The 16,440-nt window shown below is 70.9% G+C and carries 13 protein-coding genes; 7 read left to right on the top strand and 6 right to left on the bottom strand.

The features are described 5' to 3' along the window. Positions 1 to 106: 106 nt before the first annotated feature. From R2B38_RS13585 to R2B38_RS13575, 3 genes are all read left to right on the top strand, one after another. Positions 107 to 958, top strand: coding sequence for a serine hydrolase (locus tag R2B38_RS13585; RefSeq protein WP_318016466.1), 852 nt, complete (start codon positions 107 to 109; stop codon positions 956 to 958). Between the two features lie 72 nt (positions 959 to 1,030). Further along, positions 1,031 to 2,077, top strand: coding sequence for an esterase-like activity of phytase family protein (locus R2B38_RS13580; RefSeq protein WP_318016465.1), 1,047 nt, complete (start codon positions 1,031 to 1,033; stop codon positions 2,075 to 2,077). Positions 2,078 to 2,282: 205 nt separating this feature from the next. After that, positions 2,283 to 6,002: an ABC transporter ATP-binding protein gene (locus R2B38_RS13575; RefSeq protein WP_318016464.1), complete on the top strand. Its 3,720-nt coding sequence runs from the start codon at positions 2,283 to 2,285 to the stop codon at positions 6,000 to 6,002. Between the two features lie 107 nt (positions 6,003 to 6,109). On the opposite strand, the gene R2B38_RS13570 is transcribed toward R2B38_RS13575, so the two are convergent. After that, the gene (locus R2B38_RS13570) at positions 6,110 to 6,256 is read right to left on the bottom strand and encodes a hypothetical protein (RefSeq protein ID WP_318016463.1); all 147 of its coding nucleotides are present in this window, start codon (positions 6,254 to 6,256) and stop codon (positions 6,110 to 6,112) included. A gap of 74 nt (positions 6,257 to 6,330) precedes the next feature. Here R2B38_RS13570 and R2B38_RS13565 point away from each other — a divergent pair, with 74 nt between their 5' ends. Then, on the top strand, positions 6,331 to 6,711 hold the full coding sequence (locus tag R2B38_RS13565) for a hypothetical protein (RefSeq protein WP_318016462.1): 381 nt from the start codon (positions 6,331 to 6,333) through the stop codon (positions 6,709 to 6,711). 108 nt (positions 6,712 to 6,819) lie between these two features. Next, complete coding sequence (locus R2B38_RS13560) at positions 6,820 to 8,250, top strand: S28 family serine protease (RefSeq protein ID WP_318016461.1); 1,431 nt, start codon at positions 6,820 to 6,822, stop codon at positions 8,248 to 8,250. 40 nt (positions 8,251 to 8,290) lie between these two features. Here the strand turns inward: R2B38_RS13560 and R2B38_RS13555 are convergent, their stop codons facing one another. Then, positions 8,291 to 8,932, bottom strand: a complete 642-nt coding sequence (locus R2B38_RS13555) for a hypothetical protein (RefSeq protein ID WP_318016460.1) — start codon at positions 8,930 to 8,932, stop codon at positions 8,291 to 8,293. 111 nt (positions 8,933 to 9,043) lie between these two features. Further along, on the bottom strand, positions 9,044 to 10,828 hold the full coding sequence (locus tag R2B38_RS13550; protein ID WP_318016459.1) for a glycoside hydrolase family 3 protein: 1,785 nt from the start codon (positions 10,826 to 10,828) through the stop codon (positions 9,044 to 9,046). 473 nt (positions 10,829 to 11,301) lie between these two features. On the opposite strand from R2B38_RS13550, the gene aroA reads away from it, so the two are divergent. Further along, complete coding sequence (aroA, locus tag R2B38_RS13545; protein ID WP_318016458.1) at positions 11,302 to 12,555, top strand: 3-phosphoshikimate 1-carboxyvinyltransferase; 1,254 nt, start codon at positions 11,302 to 11,304, stop codon at positions 12,553 to 12,555. 73 nt (positions 12,556 to 12,628) lie between these two features. Further along, a complete protein-coding gene (locus R2B38_RS13540; protein ID WP_318016457.1) occupies positions 12,629 to 13,216 on the top strand; it encodes an RBBP9/YdeN family alpha/beta hydrolase in 588 nt (195 codons plus the stop codon). Here R2B38_RS13540 and R2B38_RS13535 read toward each other — a convergent pair. The 3 genes from R2B38_RS13535 to R2B38_RS13525 all read right to left on the bottom strand — a co-directional run bounded on the left by R2B38_RS13535 (position 13,197) and on the right by R2B38_RS13525 (position 16,326). Beyond that, a complete protein-coding gene (locus tag R2B38_RS13535; protein WP_318016456.1) occupies positions 13,197 to 14,450 on the bottom strand; it encodes an MFS transporter in 1,254 nt (417 codons plus the stop codon). The two genes, R2B38_RS13540 and R2B38_RS13535, sit on opposite strands and share 20 nt — an antisense overlap. 79 nt (positions 14,451 to 14,529) lie before the next feature. Then, positions 14,530 to 15,330, bottom strand: coding sequence for a sugar phosphate isomerase/epimerase family protein (locus R2B38_RS13530; protein WP_318016455.1), 801 nt, complete (start codon positions 15,328 to 15,330; stop codon positions 14,530 to 14,532). A gap of 27 nt (positions 15,331 to 15,357) precedes the next feature. After that, a complete protein-coding gene (locus R2B38_RS13525) occupies positions 15,358 to 16,326 on the bottom strand; it encodes a bifunctional helix-turn-helix transcriptional regulator/GNAT family N-acetyltransferase (protein WP_318016454.1) in 969 nt (322 codons plus the stop codon). Positions 16,327 to 16,440: the final 114 nt, after the last annotated feature.

The following is a 16,440-nucleotide window of genomic DNA, read 5'->3' as shown; positions in this document are numbered from 1 at the left end:
CGAACCTGGCGGCCCGCTGTGAATTCGCAAAGGGCGGGGTAACGCGTCGTACAACCGTTCCCCAACCCGTACAACCTTTCACGCCTTCCTGTGAGTCAACTCATGCATGACTCAGTCTCTTTGGACATCCCGCCGGGCCAGAACGGTGGCCGTCGGCGTGGGCGCCGGCCTCCTCATACCCGTGCTGGCCGCCGCGACGCCCGCTGCCGCGGCCACCCCGACGGTCAGCTGTACATCGGCCAAGGCGGGCCTCGCCGCCAAGCTCAAGAAGGACATCACGGCGGCCCTCGCGACCCGTAAGGGAACCGTCGCCGTGGGCCTCTACGACCGCACCACCAACACCACCTGCACCCTGCGGGCGACGAGCGCCTACGACTCGGCCAGCACCGTCAAGGTCACCGTCCTCGCCACGCTGCTGTGGGACGCGAAGAAGCACAACCGCCTGCTGACGTCGCGCGAGACGACGCTCACCAAGGCCATGATCACCAAGTCGGACAACGACGCGACCTCCACCCTGTGGAAGCAGCTCGGCCTGACGAAGATCAAGGGCTTCCTGGCGGCGGCCGGCATGACCCAGACCAAGCCAGGCGCGAACAACTACTGGGGTCTGACCCAGGAGACGGTCACCGACGAGCAGAAGCTGCTCAAGCTGGTCACCGCCAAGAACACGGTGCTGAGCGACAACTCCCGTGCGTACATCCTGAAGTTGATGAACCAGGTCATCTCGTCGCAGCGCTGGGGCACCCCGTCCGGCGCCCCCTCCACGGTCACCGTGCACGTCAAGAACGGCTGGCTGCAGCGCTCCACGCACGGCTGGCGCGTGCACAGCCTGGGCACCTTCAGCGGCGGCGGCCACGACTACATGATGTCCGTGCTCACCCAGGACAACAGCACGATGAGCTACGGCATCACCACGATCCAGGGTGTCGCAAAGGCGATTCACAAGGATCTCGCCTAAAACCCCTGCTCAAGGGCATCGTTTTACTGCGCGGTCTCCCGCACGTCACCCGCCCGTCCTACGGTGACGCCCATGCGCCTGAGAACCGTACTCGCGACCGCGACCGCCGGCCTGGCGGCGGCCACCTGCCTCACCGCCGCCGCCGGGCCCGCGAACGCCAGCAACTCCCGTACCAGCAACGCCTGTTCGTCCTCCGTCTCGATCGACCGCTTCTCCGACGCGCTCGACAAGACGACGTACGACGGCACCTTCGTCGGCAACTTCTCCGCGCTCGCCGTGGACAAGGACGGCTCGATCGCCGCGCTGGAGGACCGTTCCTCGCTGTTCAATCTGAACGCGAAGACCCTCCAGCCGAAGCGCGTCGTCCCGCTGGCCGACGAGAACGGCGCCGCGCTCGACTCCGAGGGCCTGGCCATCGACCGCGACGGCACGCGCCTGATCACCTCCGAGACCGAGCCGTCGATCCGCCGCTACTCCCGCGACGGCAAGATCCTCGACCGCCTCCCGGTCCCGTCCTCGCTCCTGGTCGCCCCGGCCGGCCGGGCCGTCTCCAACCAGACCTTCGAGGGCCTGACCCTGCTGCCCGGCGGCCACACCCTCCTCGCCTCGATGGAGTACCCGATCGCCGGGGACACCTCGGGCGACGTCCGCTTCCAGACCTGGACCCGGACCAAGGGCGACCACTTCAAGCTCGCCGCGCAGTACGCCTACAAGACCGACGCCGCCTTCCTCGGCGTCCCCGAGGTGCAGGCCCTGCCCGACGGCCGCCTCCTCGTCCTGGAACGCGGCTTCACCAGCGGCGTCGGTAACACCGTCCGCCTCTACCTGGCCGACCCCCGCCACGCCACGGATACCAGCAAGATCGACACCCTTACGGGCCAGCCCGGAGTCCGCCTGATCAAGAAGACCCTCCTCGCGGACATCGCCGACTGCCCGTCCCTCGGCGCCACGGCGAAGCAGCCCCAGCCGAACCCCCTCCTCGACAACATCGAGGGCATGGTGATCACGGGGCGGGACAAGGGCGCCTACAAGGTGCTGCTGGTGAGCGACGACAACCAGAACGCGGTACAGACGACCCGCTTCTACTACCTCCGGGTCCGGGCAACCCCCGCTTATTAGGAGCGCCGGGAACTGCTGACGCCGGGTACGGTCAACGCCCATCTTTTAGGGGCGCGGGGAACTGCGCGACCAGCCACAGCGGACCCGCACTGTGATGACGGCCGAACCCAGCGGAGCGTTTTGTTGCGGAGGGATGAAATCCGCTTCAATCCGCGTTGGTGCCTTCCGTAAGACCAGCAGATCAGGGGCGAACGGAAGGCACCGCGTGGCAGCGAAACAGGGGGACCCACAAGGCTGGGCAAGAAGGCTCGCCGGATACGCCTGGCGCTACCCCAAGGACGTGATCCTCGCCCTCGGCGCCTCCCTGGCCGGCATGGCGGTCATGGCCGTGGTCCCCCTCGTCACCAAGGTGATCATCGACGACGTGATCACCGGCCACACCCGCTCCATGGCCCCCTGGGCCGCCGCCCTGATCGTCGCCGCGATCCTCGTCTACGTCTCCACCTACATCCGCCGCTACTACGGCGGCCGCCTCGCCCTGGACGTCCAGCACGACCTCCGCACCGAGATGTACGGGACGATCACCCGCCTCGACGGCCGCCGCCAGGACGAGCTGTCCACCGGCCAGGTCGTAGGCCGCGCGACCAGCGACCTCCAGCTGATCCAGGGCCTCCTCTTCATGCTCCCGATGACCATCGGGAACGTCCTGCTCTTCGTGATCTCCCTCGCGATCATGGCCTGGCTGTCCCTCCCCCTGACCCTGATCGCGCTGGCCGTCGCCCCCGCCCTCGGCTTCATCGCCCGCCGCAGCCGCAGCAAACTGCACCCCTCCACCTGGTACGCGCAGGCCCAGGCCGCCGCCGTGGCCGGTGTCGTCGACGGCGCAGTAAGCGGCGTACGCGTGGTGAAGGGCTTCGGCCAGGAGGACCAGGAGACCGGAAAGCTCAGGGAGGTCGGCCGACGGCTCTACGCGGGACGCCTCCGCACGATCCGGCAGAACGCCAAGTACACCCCCGCCCTCCAGGCCGTCCCCGCCCTCGGCCAGGTCGCGATGCTCGCGCTCGGCGGCTGGCTCGCCGTGCGCGGGCACATCACGCTCGGCACGTTCGTCGCGTTCTCCACCTACCTCGCCCAACTCGTCGGCCCGGTCCGCATGTTGGCCATGGTCCTCACGGTCGGCCAGCAGGCCCGCGCGGGCACCGAACGCGTCCTGGAACTGATCGACACCGAGCCCTCGATGAAGGACGGCACCAAGGAACTCCCCGCCGACGCCCCGGCCACGGTCGAGTTCGACGACGTCTCCTTCGGCTACGACCATGAGCGCCCCGTCCTCAACGGCCTCACCTTCGAGATCCGCCCCGGCGAGACTCTGGCGGTCGTAGGTTCCTCCGGCTCCGGAAAATCCACGGTCTCGCTCTTGCTGCCCCGCTTCTACGACGTCACCCACGGCGCCGTCCTCATCGGCGGCCACGACGTCCGCGAACTCACCCTCGACTCCCTGCGCGCCGCGATCGGCCTGGTCCCCGAGGACTCCTTCCTCTTCTCCGACACGGTCCGCAACAACATCGCCTACGGCCGCCCCGACGCGACCGACGAGGAGATCCTCACCGCCTCCCGGGCCGCGCAGGCCGACCGGTTCATCGCGGAACTCCCCGACGGCTACGACACGACGGTCGGCGAGCAGGGACTCACCCTCTCCGGAGGCCAGCGCCAGCGCGTCGCCCTCGCCCGCGCGATCCTCACCGACCCGCGCCTGCTGGTCCTGGACGACGCGACCTCGGCGGTGGACGCGCGGGTCGAGCACGAGATCCACGAGGCGTTGAAACAGGTCATGGAGGGCCGCACCACCCTCCTCATCGCGCACCGCCGCTCCACCCTCAACCTCGCCGACCGCATCGCCGTCCTCGACGGGGGCCGCCTCGCCGACATCGGCACGCACGACGAACTCCAGCAGCGCTCACCGCTCTACCGCCGCCTCCTCACCGACCCCGACGAGCTCGGCGGCGTGTCGCCCGGCCACGCCCAGCCCGCCGCTCCGGCCGAAGACACCTCCGTACGCGACGAGTTGGACGCGGAGTTCGACGCCGAGCGCGGGCTCACGCCCCGGCTGTGGACCGGTGACCGCGAGCCCAAGGACACCGCGCTGTCCGGGATGCCCGCGACGCCCGAACTCCTCGCGCAGGTCGACGCGTTGCCCCCGGCGACCGACGTCCCCGACATCGACGAGGCGGGCGCGGTCCGCGCCGAGGACTCCTACGGCCTGCGCCGACTGCTGCGCGGTTTCGGCGCCCCGCTGCTGATCAGCCTCGGCCTGGTCGCCGTGGACGCGGGCATGAGCCTGCTCCTGCCGGTCATGATCCGGCACGGCATCGACCAGGGCGTCACCAAGATGGCGGTCGGCGCGGTCTGGTCGGCCTCGATCCTGGCCCTGCTCGCGGTAGTTGTGCAGTGGGCGGCCCAGCGCGGCGAGACCCGTATGACGGGCCGTACCGGTGAACGGGTCCTCTACACCCTCCGCCTCAAGATCTTCGCCCAGCTCCAGCGCCTCGGACTCGACTACTACGAGCGGGAGTTGACCGGCCGGATCATGACGAGGATGACGACGGACGTCGACGCGCTGTCGTCGTTCCTGCAGACAGGCCTGGTCACGGCCTTCGTCTCGGTCGTCACCTTCTTCGGCATCATGGTCGCCCTGCTGGTGATCGACGTGCAGCTCGCGCTCGTCGTGTTCGCGACGCTGCCCCCGCTGGTCATCGCGACCTTCTTCTTCCGCCGGGCCAGCGTGAAGGCGTACGAACTCGCCCGTGAGCGCGTGTCGTTGGTCAACGCGGACCTCCAGGAGTCGGTGTCCGGGCTGCGGATCGTGCAGGCGTTCCGGCGCGAGAGGGACGGCGGCCGACGCTTCGCCGCGCGCAGCAGCAGCTACCGCGAGGCGCGTACCCGGGGCCAGTGGCTGATCTCGATCTACTTCCCCTTCGTACAGCTGCTGTCGTCGGTGGCGGCGGCGTCGGTACTGATCGCGGGCGCGGGCCGGGTGGACAACGCGACGCTGACAACAGGTGCGTTGGTCGCCTACCTCCTCTACATCGACCTGTTCTTCGCCCCGGTCCAGCAGCTCTCCCAGGTCTTCGACGGCTACCAGCAGGCGACCGTCTCCCTGGGCCGCATCCAGGAGTTGCTCCAGGAACCGACGTCGACACGAGCGGCCGACGAACCACTGGAAGTCCTCTCCCTCCGGGGCGACATAGCCTTCGAGGACGTGCACTTCGCGTACGGCGCCGACGAAGAGGCCATCGGGGGAGTCGAGTTGGTGATCCCGGCCGGACAGACGGTCGCGTTCGTCGGCGAGACGGGCGCGGGCAAGTCGACGCTCGTGAAACTGGTCGCCCGCTTCTACGACCCGACGGGCGGCCGCGTGACGGTCGACGGCACCGACCTCCGCGCCCTCGACATCACGTCGTACCGTCACCACTTGGGCGTCGTCCCCCAGGAGGCGTACCTCTTCCAGGGCACCGTCCGCGACGCCATCGCCTACGGCCGCCCCGACGCCACCGACGCCGAGGTGGAGGCGGCGGCCCGCGCGGTCGGCGCCCACGAGATGATCGCGACGCTGGACGGCGGCTACCTCCACGAGGTCGCCGAGCGCGGCCGCAACCTCTCGGCGGGCCAGCGCCAGCTGATCGCCCTGGCCCGCGCCGAACTGGTCGACCCCGACATCCTCCTCCTCGACGAGGCGACGGCCGCCCTCGACCTGGCGTCGGAAGCCCAGGTCAACCAGGCCACCGACCGCCTCGCGGGCCGCCGCACCACCCTCGTCGTCGCCCACCGCCTGACGACGGCGGCCCGCGCGGACCGGGTCGTGGTGATGGATCACGGCCGCGTCGTCGAGGACGGCACCCACGACGAGCTGCTCGCGCTGGACGGGTATTACGCCGAGCTGTGGCGGACGTTCGTCGGGGAGGACGCGCCCGCGACCGCTGCCTGACCCGCGCGGGCGTACGGCCACACCGAGCGCCGGACGGAGTCCGGCCGCCGTCTAGAAGCCCGGGAGGCCCGCCAGGGCCGAGCGGTGCGAGAGCGGCATCGGGAGGTTCAGCCCACGGCCGCGTCGTCGAGGACGGCACCCACGACGAGCTGCTCGCGCTGGACGGGTATTACGCCGAGCTGTGGCGCACGTTCGTCGGGGCGCCCGAGACGGAGGAGCCGGTCGCGGCGGCCGGCTGAGGGTCGCGCAACCATGCGACATACGTCTTGCGTCCGTACATCAGTACGCTGTTCGGCTGCTGTGCTGTGCGGGAGGGGACACTGTGGACATGGGTGCGCTACGACGGCGGGTGGCGCTCGGCATGGCCGTGCTCACCACGTCCGGGCTGCTCGCGCTGGCGGCCCCCGGCACCGCCCAGGCGGCCGCGGTCTGCCCCGGCCGCAAGGCCGCGACGCTCCCCTTCTCCACCGGTACCGTCCACGTCTTCCGGCGGGGCGGGTACGTCTGCGCGTACACCGCCCCCAAGAACCCCGGCGCCAAGCGCACGATGTCGGTCAGCGTCCAGGCCCGCGGCAACCGCCCGGTCGTGGACAGTGGCCGGTACACGCGCCGGGCCGGGCCGGTCACCGTGCACGCCGGTCACCGGTGCGTCCTGGTGAAGGGCTCGGTGGGCCGCGGGTCGGTCAGCTCCGGCTGGATCCTCTGCTGAACCGATCGCTGAGCCGCTGGTCAGCGCCGTAAGCGCACAACCACCCCTGGTGTGACGGGAGTTGCTCCGATAGCTTCCCGTTCACAACTGCCTCACAGGGGAGTATGCATGCGCAAGGCGCTCAGATGGCTGCTGGCGCTCACCGTGCTCATAGGCACGCTGAGCACGGCCGGGGTGGCCACCGCCACCGCCGCCCAGGCCGGCCGACCCGGTCAAGTCGCGGACATCAAGGACCAGTTGCTGGCGATACCCGGCATGAGCCTGGTCGAGGAGAAGCCGTACACCGGCTACCGCTACTTCGTCCTGAACTACACCCAGCCGGTCGACCACCGGCACCCGTCCAAGGGCACGTTCCAGCAGCGGATCACCGTGCTGCACAAGGACGTATCGCGCCCGACGGTCTTCTACACCAGCGGCTACAACGTCTCGACGAACCCCAGCCGCAGCGAACCGACCCGGATCGCGGACGCCAACCAAGTCTCCCTGGAATACCGCTACTTCACCCCGTCCCGCCCCGCCCCGGCCGACTGGTCCAAGCTCGACATCTGGCAGGCGGCCAGCGACCAGCACCGCGTCTTCAAGGCCCTCAAGCCGATCTACACTAAGAACTGGATCGCCACCGGCGGCTCCAAGGGCGGTATGACGGCCACCTACTTCGAGCGGTTCTACCCGCGTGACATGGACGGCGTCGTCGCCTATGTCGCCCCCAACGACGTGGTGAACAACGAGGATTCGGCCTACGACCGCTTCTTCACCAAGGTCGGCACCAAGGAGTGCCGCGACCGCCTTGACGCAGTACAGCGCGAGGCGCTGGTGCGCAGGGACGCGCTGGAGAAGAAGTACGCGGCGTACGCGGCCGAGAACGGCTTCACCTTCACCACCGTCGGCAGCCTGGACAAGGCCTACGAAGCCGTCGTCCTCGACTACGTCTGGGGCTTCTGGCAGTACAGCCTGCTCTCCGACTGCGACACCATCCCCGCGAACGCACAGGCCGCCACCGACGACGAGATCTGGACCTCGGTCGACACGATCTCCGGATTCTCCTTCTACACCGACCAGGGCCTGGACCCGTACACCCCGTACTACTACCAGGCGGGCACCCAACTCGGCGCCCCCACCATCAAGTTCCCGTACATCGAGAAGAAGTACCTCCGCTACGGCTACCAGTCGCCCCGCAACTTCGTCCCGCGCTCCATCCCGATGAGGTTCCAGCCGAACGCCATGCGGGACGTGGACAGCTGGGTCCGCCACCACGCCGACCACATGCTCTTCGTCTACGGCCAGAACGACCCGTGGGGCGCCGAGCGCTTCGCCGTCGGCAAGGGCGCGAAGGACTCGTACGTCTTCACCGCGCCCGGCCTCAACCACGGCGCGAACGTGGCCGGCCTGACCACTGACCAGAAGGCACTCGCCACCGCCCGCATCCTGGCCTGGGCGGGCGTCCCGGCCACGACCACGGCACAGGCGAAGCCCCTCGCACCGTACGACGCGAAGCTGGACCGCCAGGACGTGCGGCGCGAGCCGGCGCTCCGGCCGTAGGCAACCTCCTTACTGCGCCCGGCCGTTGACAGTCACCCGACTACACCGGCCGGGCGCAGCCCACGGGTCGCTCGCCGCCGAGCTGCACATACAGGGCGGTCGAAGCGGGGCAACTCGCCCTCCGCAGAACGGCCTTGACCACCTTGTACTGCGGCTTCCTGGGCCCCGAGCCGTCGCACGCCGTCTCCCGGACCTGCCCGCTGCCCGAGCCGTAGACACAGTCACCGACGATCGTGCGGGGCCCGCCCCCGCCGCCCGGGTCGCCGGGGTGCGGCGGTTCCAGGTTCCGCATACAGGCGTAGCCCTTGGGTACGACCCCGTCGCCGCCCGCGCCCGACGACCCCTGGGCGCTGATGTGCAGCACGAAGTCGGTGGTCGCCGGACAGACGGGACCGTCGCTCACATCACCGTCGTAGCGGGCGATGACGCGCGCGGCCGCCCGTTCACTCGTACAAGGCGCCTCGGTGAAACTCGTCGTGCCGAAGGAACTGCACTCGTCGACGCCGAGGAACACCGCGCCGTAGCCGGAGGGTTGGGTGGAAGCGGACGATGTCGCGGCCGCCTTCCCGCCGAGGCGTCCTTCGCCCTCGCCCGATCCGGAACCGTGCGCGGCCTGGCAGCCCGTCGTCAGGGCGGCGAGCAGCGCCGCGCACACCACCCCCACGCACCATCGCTCACGCATCGATCCCCCCGGCTGCCCCCGCCCAGCGTGACCCGCGACAGCGGGCGCACGCCAGACGTGCGGGGGGCTTTGGGCCAGTTGGCGGGGGTGGGGCGGGTGGGGAACGTACCCCTAGTACGACAGCCCGTGCCCCACGGGATACAGCACCTGCGTCGGATCATCCGCGCGCCGCACCGCGACCGGGAGCTTCCCGCGCGGCCGGACCCGGCCCGCGATCACCCGTGCCGCCGCCCGGAGTTCGACGTCGGTCCAGGAGTAGGACGCCAAGTAGGCGGACACGGAGGGCAGTTGGGCAACATCGTAGGGGTTGCGGACGGCGACGGCCACGACCGGCTTCCCGGTGGCGACGAGTTGCTCGACCAGAGTCTTCTGCGCGTCGGTCGCCGTGACGTTATAGGTCGCCACCACCACCGCGTCCGCCGCACCCGCCGCCGTCACGGCCTTGGCGACGGTCGCGGCGGAAGGCGTTGTACCGGTGGACAGGGCGGTCGCCGTGAACCCCGACTCCCCTAGGGCGGCGGCCAGTACACCGGTGGGTGGACCCGTAGTACCCGTAGGGGAGGCCGGATCGGCGCCGACCACCAGGACCTTGCCGTGCGTACGACGGGACAGCGGCAGCAGCCCCGCCGAGTTGACCAGCAGGGTGGTGGTCCGCTCGGCGATGCGGTCGGCGGCGGCGAGGTGGGCGGGGGTCCCGACCGTGCGGTCGACGCCCGCCCGGCTGACGTACACGTCCTCGAACAACCCCAGCCGTTCCTTCAGCCGCAGCACCCGCAGGATCGACTCGTCGAGGCGTGCCTCCGTCAACTCCCCGCCCTGCACGGCCTTGAGCACGGCGTTCCAGGCGACGTCCAGGGAGGGCGGGTTGAGGAGCTGGTCCACCCCGGCCTTGAGCGCGAGCACCGGCACCCTGTCGTCCCCGTACTTCTGGCGTACCCCCTCCATGCCCAGCGAGTCGGTGATCACGACGCCGTCGTAGCCGAGTTCGCCGCGCAGGATGCCGGTGAGGATGGGGTGGGAGAGGGTGGCCGGGTCGCCGGAGTCGTCGAGGGCCGGGACCATGATGTGGGCGGTCATGATCGAGCCGATGCCCGCCTTGACGGCCGCCCGGAAGGGGACGGCGTCGAGCGCCTCCCACACCTCCCGGCTGTGGGTGATGACGGGGAACCCGAAGTGGCTGTCCACGGCGGTGTCGCCGTGCCCCGGGAAGTGCTTTGCGGTGGCGGCGACCTGGCTGCTCTGATACCCCTTCACCTCGGCGGCGACGAGGCCGGCCACGGCGTCCGGGTCGGCGCCGAAGGACCGTACGCCGATGACCGGGTTGGCCGGGTTGACGTTCACGTCGGCGTCGGGGGAGTAGTCCTGGTTCACGCCCATCGCGCGCAGCTCGGCACCGGAGATCCGGCCGAGGGTGCGGGCGTCGGTGCGGGAGCCGCCGGCGCCGATCGCCATCGCGCCCGGGAAGAGGGTCGCGGGTGCGCCGATGCGGCAGACGATGCCGTGTTCCTGGTCGGTGGCGACCAGTACGGGGAGCCCTCGGGGTTTGCTGAGGGACGCCTTCTGGATGCCGTTCGAGAGGTCGGCGATCTGGTGGGGGTCGCGGGTGTTGTGGGCCCAGGTGAAGTAGATGATGCCGCCGACGTGGTACTTGGCGATCAGTTCGGCGGCCGTGCGCACGCCGATCTCGCTCAGGTTGGCATCGATGTCGGCCTGGTCGGGGGCGGTGGCGGAGTGGCCGTAGACCCGCATCACGAACAGCTGGCCGACCTTCTCCGGCAACGTCATGCGGGAGATCAGCGAGCGGAGTCTCTTGTCGTCGGCGTGGGCGGTGCCGCCGACCGCGAGGGACGCGGTGACGCCCATGGTCGCGGCGAGGACGGTACGTCTGGAGGGCACGTGCGCTCCTTCCGGAGGTGTTCCACGTCGGATCGTCGGATTCGGTTCCTCGGATCCGCTGAAGGAAACTTCCAAGACTTCACGAATATCCGGGAAGTTTCTGCCAGTCAAGGGAACGCACAGTACCCAGCGAGGGAGCCGCCATCGGCGCAGTTGGAGGGGGGCGCGCCGATGACGGCTTGCTGCCGGCCGCGGCACGGAGGAGAGGGTTTGTCAGCTTTCGCAGCCAGCGGCGAGGCCGACGCCGTGCCACGGAGACTCGTCCGGCAGCATGCGGTTTGGACGGCCGCGAGGGGATGTGGGTTCCCTTCTTCCGGCTGATTCCCGGAAGTTGGTGAAGCGGTGCACAACGGGACGGGTGCGGTCACGCACAGGGATGTGCGGGTGGATGGCGGAGACGGGCGGGCGAACGGTGGTCGTCCATCCCGTGGACGTCCCGGCGGGGCGGCCGACCGCCGCCCGATCATGAGGGCATGCCCGTAGTCGACATCCCCGGTTCCAAGTCCATCACCGCCCGCGCGCTGTTCCTGGCGGCCGCCGCCGACGGCGTCACCACCCTCCGGCGCCCCCTCCGCTCGGACGACACCGAGGGTTTCGCCGAGGGCCTGACCCGGCTCGGCTACCGCGTGGGCCTGACCCCGGACGCCTGGCAGATCGACGGCCGCCCGCAGGGTCCGGCGGTCGCGGAGGCGGACGTGTACTGCCGGGACGGCGCGACGACGGCCCGCTTCCTGCCGACGCTGGCGGCGGCGGGTCGCGGCAGCTTCCGCTTCGACGCCTCCCCGCAGATGCGCCGCCGCCCGCTCCTCCCGCTCACCCGGGCCCTACGCGACCTGGGCGTCGACCTGCGCCACGAGCAGGCGGAGGGCCACCACCCGTTGCGCATCGAGGCGTCCGGTGTGGAGGGCGGGGAGGTCGTCCTGGACGCCGGCCAGTCCTCCCAGTACCTGACCGCGCTGCTCCTCCTCGGCCCCCTGACGAGGAAGGGCCTGCGCGTCAGGGTCACGGACCTGGTCTCCGCGCCGTACGTCGAGATCACGATCGCGATGATGCGGGAGTTCGGGGTGGAGGTCCGCAAGGAGGGTGCTACCTACGTCGTCCCGTCGGGCGGCTACCGGGCCACCACCTACGGGATCGAACCGGACGCGTCCACCGCGAGCTACTTCTTCGCGGCGGCGGCCGTGACGGGTGGAGAGGTGACGGTCCCGGGGTTGGGCACGGGCGCGCTCCAGGGCGACCTGGGCTTCGTCGACGTACTGCGCCGGATGGGTGCGGAGGTGGAGACGGGCGCGAAGGGCACGCGGGTGCGGGGGACGGGCGAGCTGCGCGGCCTCACGGTCAACATGCGGGACATCTCGGACACCATGCCGACGCTGGCCGCGATCGCCCCCTTCGCCTCGGGCCCGGTCCGCATCGAGGACGTCGGCAACACGAGGGTCAAGGAGTGCGACCGGCTGGAGGCCTGTGCGGAAGGCCTCCGGCGGTTGGGCGTGGAGGTGGCGACGGGCCCCGACTGGATCGAGATCCGCCCGAGCGACGTGCCGGGGTCAACTCCCGTCACGGGCACGGAGATCAAGTCCTACGGCGACCACCGCATCGTCATGTCCTTCGCGGTGACCGGGCTGCGGGTACCGGGTATCTCGTTCGACGACCCGGGGTGCGTGCGGAAGACTTTCCCGGGGTTCCACGATGCGTTTGCCGCGCTGCGGGGGCAGTTGCCGGCGTGAGGTGTGGAGGCGAACCGGGGTGTGCGCACGTCCAGTTGGACCGATCGGCCGGTGATCGGAAACCATCGCCCCCATGAACTCCTACCTCATCCTCCACGGCTGGCAGAACCACCGCCCGAAGGAGCACTGGCAGCACTGGCTGGCCGACCGGCTCGGGGAACTCGGCCATCACGTCGTCTACCCCCAGCTGCCCGACCCCGACGCCCCCGACCTGGACGTGTGGCTGGGTGAACTCGCGCGCTGTCTCGGCGAGTTGGAGAACGGCGGCGGCGCCGAGCGGGTCGTCCTCGGACACAGTGCCTCGGCGCTGCTCTGGCTGCACGCCGTCGCCCGCGGGCAGGTCCTGGGCGGTGCGGCGGACCGGGTGCTCCTGGTCGGACCGCCCTCCCGCGCCGTGGTCGCGCAGTATCCGGAGGTGGCCGGATTCGCCCCGCCCGCCGCCGACTTCACGCTTCCCGGAGACGTCCGCCTGGTCGCCGGCGACGACGACCCGCACTGCCCGGAGAACGCGCGCACCGCCTACGGCGACCCGTTCGGCATCCCCACCGAACTCATCCCGGGCGCGGGCCACTTGGACCTGGTCGCCGGTTACGGCTCGTGGCCCGCGGTGCTGGACTGGTGCCTGGACGGGACGGCGCCGCTCACGGCTCGTCCGGTGTGACCCCGGCCCCCGTCCCGGCGCGCAGTTCCGGCGTACTCGCCCCCACCCCCGCCACCGCCAGCACACACAGCAGCCCGCCGGTGAACAGGGCCGTCGCGCCCGAGGTCCAGCCCGCGACCAGGCCGCCGCGGAGGTTGCCGAGGTTGGGGCCCGCCTGGCCGATGATCTGTTCGGCGGCCGTGACCCGGCCGAGCAGGGCGTCCGGGGTGCGGGTCTGCACGATCGTGCTGCGGGCGACCACCGAGGTGGCGTCGGCGGCGCCCGCCAGCGCCAGCAGCGCGAGTCCCGCCCACGGGCTGGTCAGCAGGCCGAAGCAGGCCAGGGCGGCGCCCCAGCCCGCCGCGCCGCAGAGCATCACCGAACCGGGGCGGGCGAGACGGGTGACCGGGCCGGAGAGGGCCGTGGCCGTGACCCCGCCCACGGCGAGCGCGGACAGGAACAGGCCCAGGGTCCGCGGGTCGCCGCCGAAGCGTTCGGCGTTGATCAGCGGGAAGAGGCTGACCGGCATCGCCAGGACTGTGGCCGCCATGTCGGTGATCAGCGCGCCACGCACCACCCGGTGCCCGGCCAGGAAACGCAGGCCGTCGAACATGCCGTGCAGCCCGGGGCGTGACTTCTCGCCCTCGGGCGGCAGCGGGGGGAGGCCGAAGGCGCCGTAGAACGACGCGCCGAAGCTGAGGGTGTCCAGCAGGTAGCAGACACCGATGCCCCACCAGCCGAGCACCACGCCCGCCACGGCCGGGCCGAGCAGCATCATCGCCTGGCCGGTCACCTGGTTCAGGGCGAGACCGGCGGCCACCTGGTCCTTGGGCAGCAGCCGCGGTACGAACACGCCCGACGCGGGTGCGCCGATCGCGGCGAACGCGGACTGCGCCGCCACCAGGGCCAGCACCACGGCCACCGGTACGTGCCCCGTGAAGCCCTGCACGGCCAGCAGGAGGGAGCAGGCGGCGGACCCGGCGGTGCCGGTGAGATAGACGCGGCGCCGGTCGGTCCGGTCCGCCCAGGCGCCCGCGAACAACCCGAAGCCGATCATCGGCAGGGCCTGCGCCACGCCGACCGCACCGGTCCACACCGTGCTGCGCGTCATGTCCCAGACCTGGTACATGACGGTGACCATGGTCATGAAGCTGCCGAGCGTGGACACCGTCCGCCCGATCAGCAGCCGCCGGTACACCGGGGACGTCCGCAGCGGCCGGACGTCGATCAACGTACGGGCGAGTGCGGGGCTCATGAGGGCATGACGGGGCGCGGGGCGGGGTGAGGGGGCACCGGGGGACCCTAAGCCGCAGGCAGCCGGGGCCGCCAGTCGTTTACGCGGAGTCGTTGAGCAGCCGCGCCAGGTGATCGTGACCGGCGGCCAGCAGTCCGGGGAGCGGGGCGGCGGCCTCGTACCACCGCTTCTCGTACTCCCAGCACAGCCAGCCGTCCCACTCGTGCCGGGCGAGGACCTCGACGCACTCGGCGAGCGGGAGGACACCGGCGCCGAGCGGCAGCGGGGTGGTGTCGGCGGCCGAGGCGATGTCCTTGACCTGCACGTATCCGAGATACGGGCCCAGCGCGGCGATCGTCTCCGACGGTTGCTCGCCACCGAGCCAGGTGTGCATCACGTCCCACAGCGCCCCGGCCTGCCGGTGCCCGACCGGGCCGAGCACGCGCAGCGCGTCCGCGCCGGTGCGGTGCGAGTCGTGGGTCTCCAGCAGGACCCGTACGCCGAGGTCGGCGCCCCACTCCGCCGCCGTACCGAGCCGCCGCGCGGCCGTGGCGTCGGCCTCCTCCACGGACTGCTCGGTGCCGCCGCCGGGAAAGACGCGGACGAAGGGCGCGCCCAAGTCCCGTGCCAGTTCCAGCAGTTCACGGATCTCGGCGAGTACGGGGGCGTCGTCGCCCGGTGCCGCCACCCGCGCATACCCCGCGAGGCCCAGGACTTCGACCCCGGCCGCCTTGAACTCGGCGACCACGTCGGCCCGTTGGGCGGCGTCGATACCGGGGTGCACGGGCTCCTCGGGGTGCGCGCGCAACTCGACGCCGTGGTAACCGTGCGTGACGGCGAGGTCCAGGACATCGGTCACGGGGAGGCCGGGGACACCGAGGGTGGAGAAGGCGAGCTTCATGCCACGGACCCTACTCGTCACCGCTCACTACTGCCGCTGGTGCAGGTCGAGCCGCCAGTCCTGGCCGACGAGATCCTGGCCGAAGGAGCGGTGCGGCTTCTCGGCGCTGAGGACGAAACCGTGCCGCTGGTAGATGCGGCGGGCGGCGCCGAGGATGTCGTTGGTCCACAGCACGAGGTCGCGATAACCGACCCCGCGCGCGAACTCGACGACAGCGGCGACGAGTTGATCCCCGATCCGCAGCCCGCGCGCGTCGGGCTCGACGAGCAGCAGCCGCAGCCGGGCGGTACCCGGGGCGTCGTCCCGCACGCACATCACGCACCCCACCGGCCGCCCGTCCAGCTCGGCGATCCACACCCGCTCCAGATGCGGATCGTGATCCTCGGCGAAATCGGCGACGATCCGCGCCACGAGCCCTTCGTAGTCGGCGTTGAAGTCGTACTCGGCGGCGTACAGCGCGGCGTTCCGCTGCACGATCCAGCCGAGGTCCCCGGGCCCGGGCTCCCGCAGCACGACGTCCTCGGGCCGGGACCGCCGTACGTCGTCCGAGCCTCCCGAGCCCCCCGAACTCTCCGTGTCCTCCGACAGGATGGTCCGTACGGTGTGCAGCGCCTCGGCGAGCCGCGGCCGGTCGGCCTCCGGCACGGTCGCGAGCAGCGCTCCGACGGATTCGTCCGCCCGCTCCGCCAGCAGCGCGGCGGTCTCCCGCCCCCGCACGGTGAGCGTGACCTGCCGCCGCCGCGGATCCCGCTCCGAGGGCGCCCGCTCGACCAGCCCGTCCTGCTCGAACCGGTTCAGGATCCGGCTCAAGTACCCGGCGTCGAGGGAGAGTTCGGCACGGAGATCGGCGGCGTCCGTGCCAGGGGAGTGCGCGAGTTCGTACAGGACGCGGGACTCGGTGAGGGTGAACGGGGCGTAGAGGTGGCGGCTGTAGTCGAGGGCGCCGATGACGTTCGTGTAGAAGCGGTTGAAGGCGCGGATGTCCTGGACAGTCATGATCGATCCCCGGTGCTCGCTCAGGGTAGTTGACTCAGTCAGAGGTATTGCGGTTCTGACGGTAGTACCGGGAAGGGCCGCGCGTCCATGGTTCCCGACAGCGGACGCGGCCGC

This window comes from Streptomyces sp. N50 (genome assembly GCF_033335955.1).
Lineage (GTDB): Bacteria > Actinomycetota > Actinomycetes > Streptomycetales > Streptomycetaceae > Streptomyces.
The sequence above is the reverse complement of the archived record's forward strand: the minus strand, read 5'-3'. Positions and strand labels throughout refer to the sequence as shown.

Excerpts from the sequence above, each read along its gene's own strand:
- R2B38_RS13580 (WP_318016465.1), top strand. The coding sequence starts at position 1,031 with ATGCGCCTGAGAACCGTACTCGCGACCGCGACCGCCGGCCTGGCGGCG.
- R2B38_RS13570 (WP_318016463.1), bottom strand. The coding sequence starts at position 6,256 with ATGGTTGCGCGACCCTCAGCCGGCCGCCGCGACCGGCTCCTCCGTCTC.
- R2B38_RS13585 (WP_318016466.1), top strand. The coding sequence starts at position 107 with ATGACTCAGTCTCTTTGGACATCCCGCCGGGCCAGAACGGTGGCCGTC.
- R2B38_RS13525 (WP_318016454.1), bottom strand. The coding sequence starts at position 16,326 with ATGACTGTCCAGGACATCCGCGCCTTCAACCGCTTCTACACGAACGTC.
- R2B38_RS13565 (WP_318016462.1), top strand. The coding sequence starts at position 6,331 with ATGGGTGCGCTACGACGGCGGGTGGCGCTCGGCATGGCCGTGCTCACC.
- aroA (WP_318016458.1), top strand. The coding sequence starts at position 11,302 with ATGCCCGTAGTCGACATCCCCGGTTCCAAGTCCATCACCGCCCGCGCG.
- R2B38_RS13555 (WP_318016460.1), bottom strand. The coding sequence starts at position 8,932 with ATGCGTGAGCGATGGTGCGTGGGGGTGGTGTGCGCGGCGCTGCTCGCC.
- R2B38_RS13530 (WP_318016455.1), bottom strand. The coding sequence starts at position 15,330 with ATGAAGCTCGCCTTCTCCACCCTCGGTGTCCCCGGCCTCCCCGTGACC.
- R2B38_RS13560 (WP_318016461.1), top strand. The coding sequence starts at position 6,820 with ATGCGCAAGGCGCTCAGATGGCTGCTGGCGCTCACCGTGCTCATAGGC.
- R2B38_RS13535 (WP_318016456.1), bottom strand. The coding sequence starts at position 14,450 with ATGAGCCCCGCACTCGCCCGTACGTTGATCGACGTCCGGCCGCTGCGG.
- R2B38_RS13540 (WP_318016457.1), top strand. The coding sequence starts at position 12,629 with ATGAACTCCTACCTCATCCTCCACGGCTGGCAGAACCACCGCCCGAAG.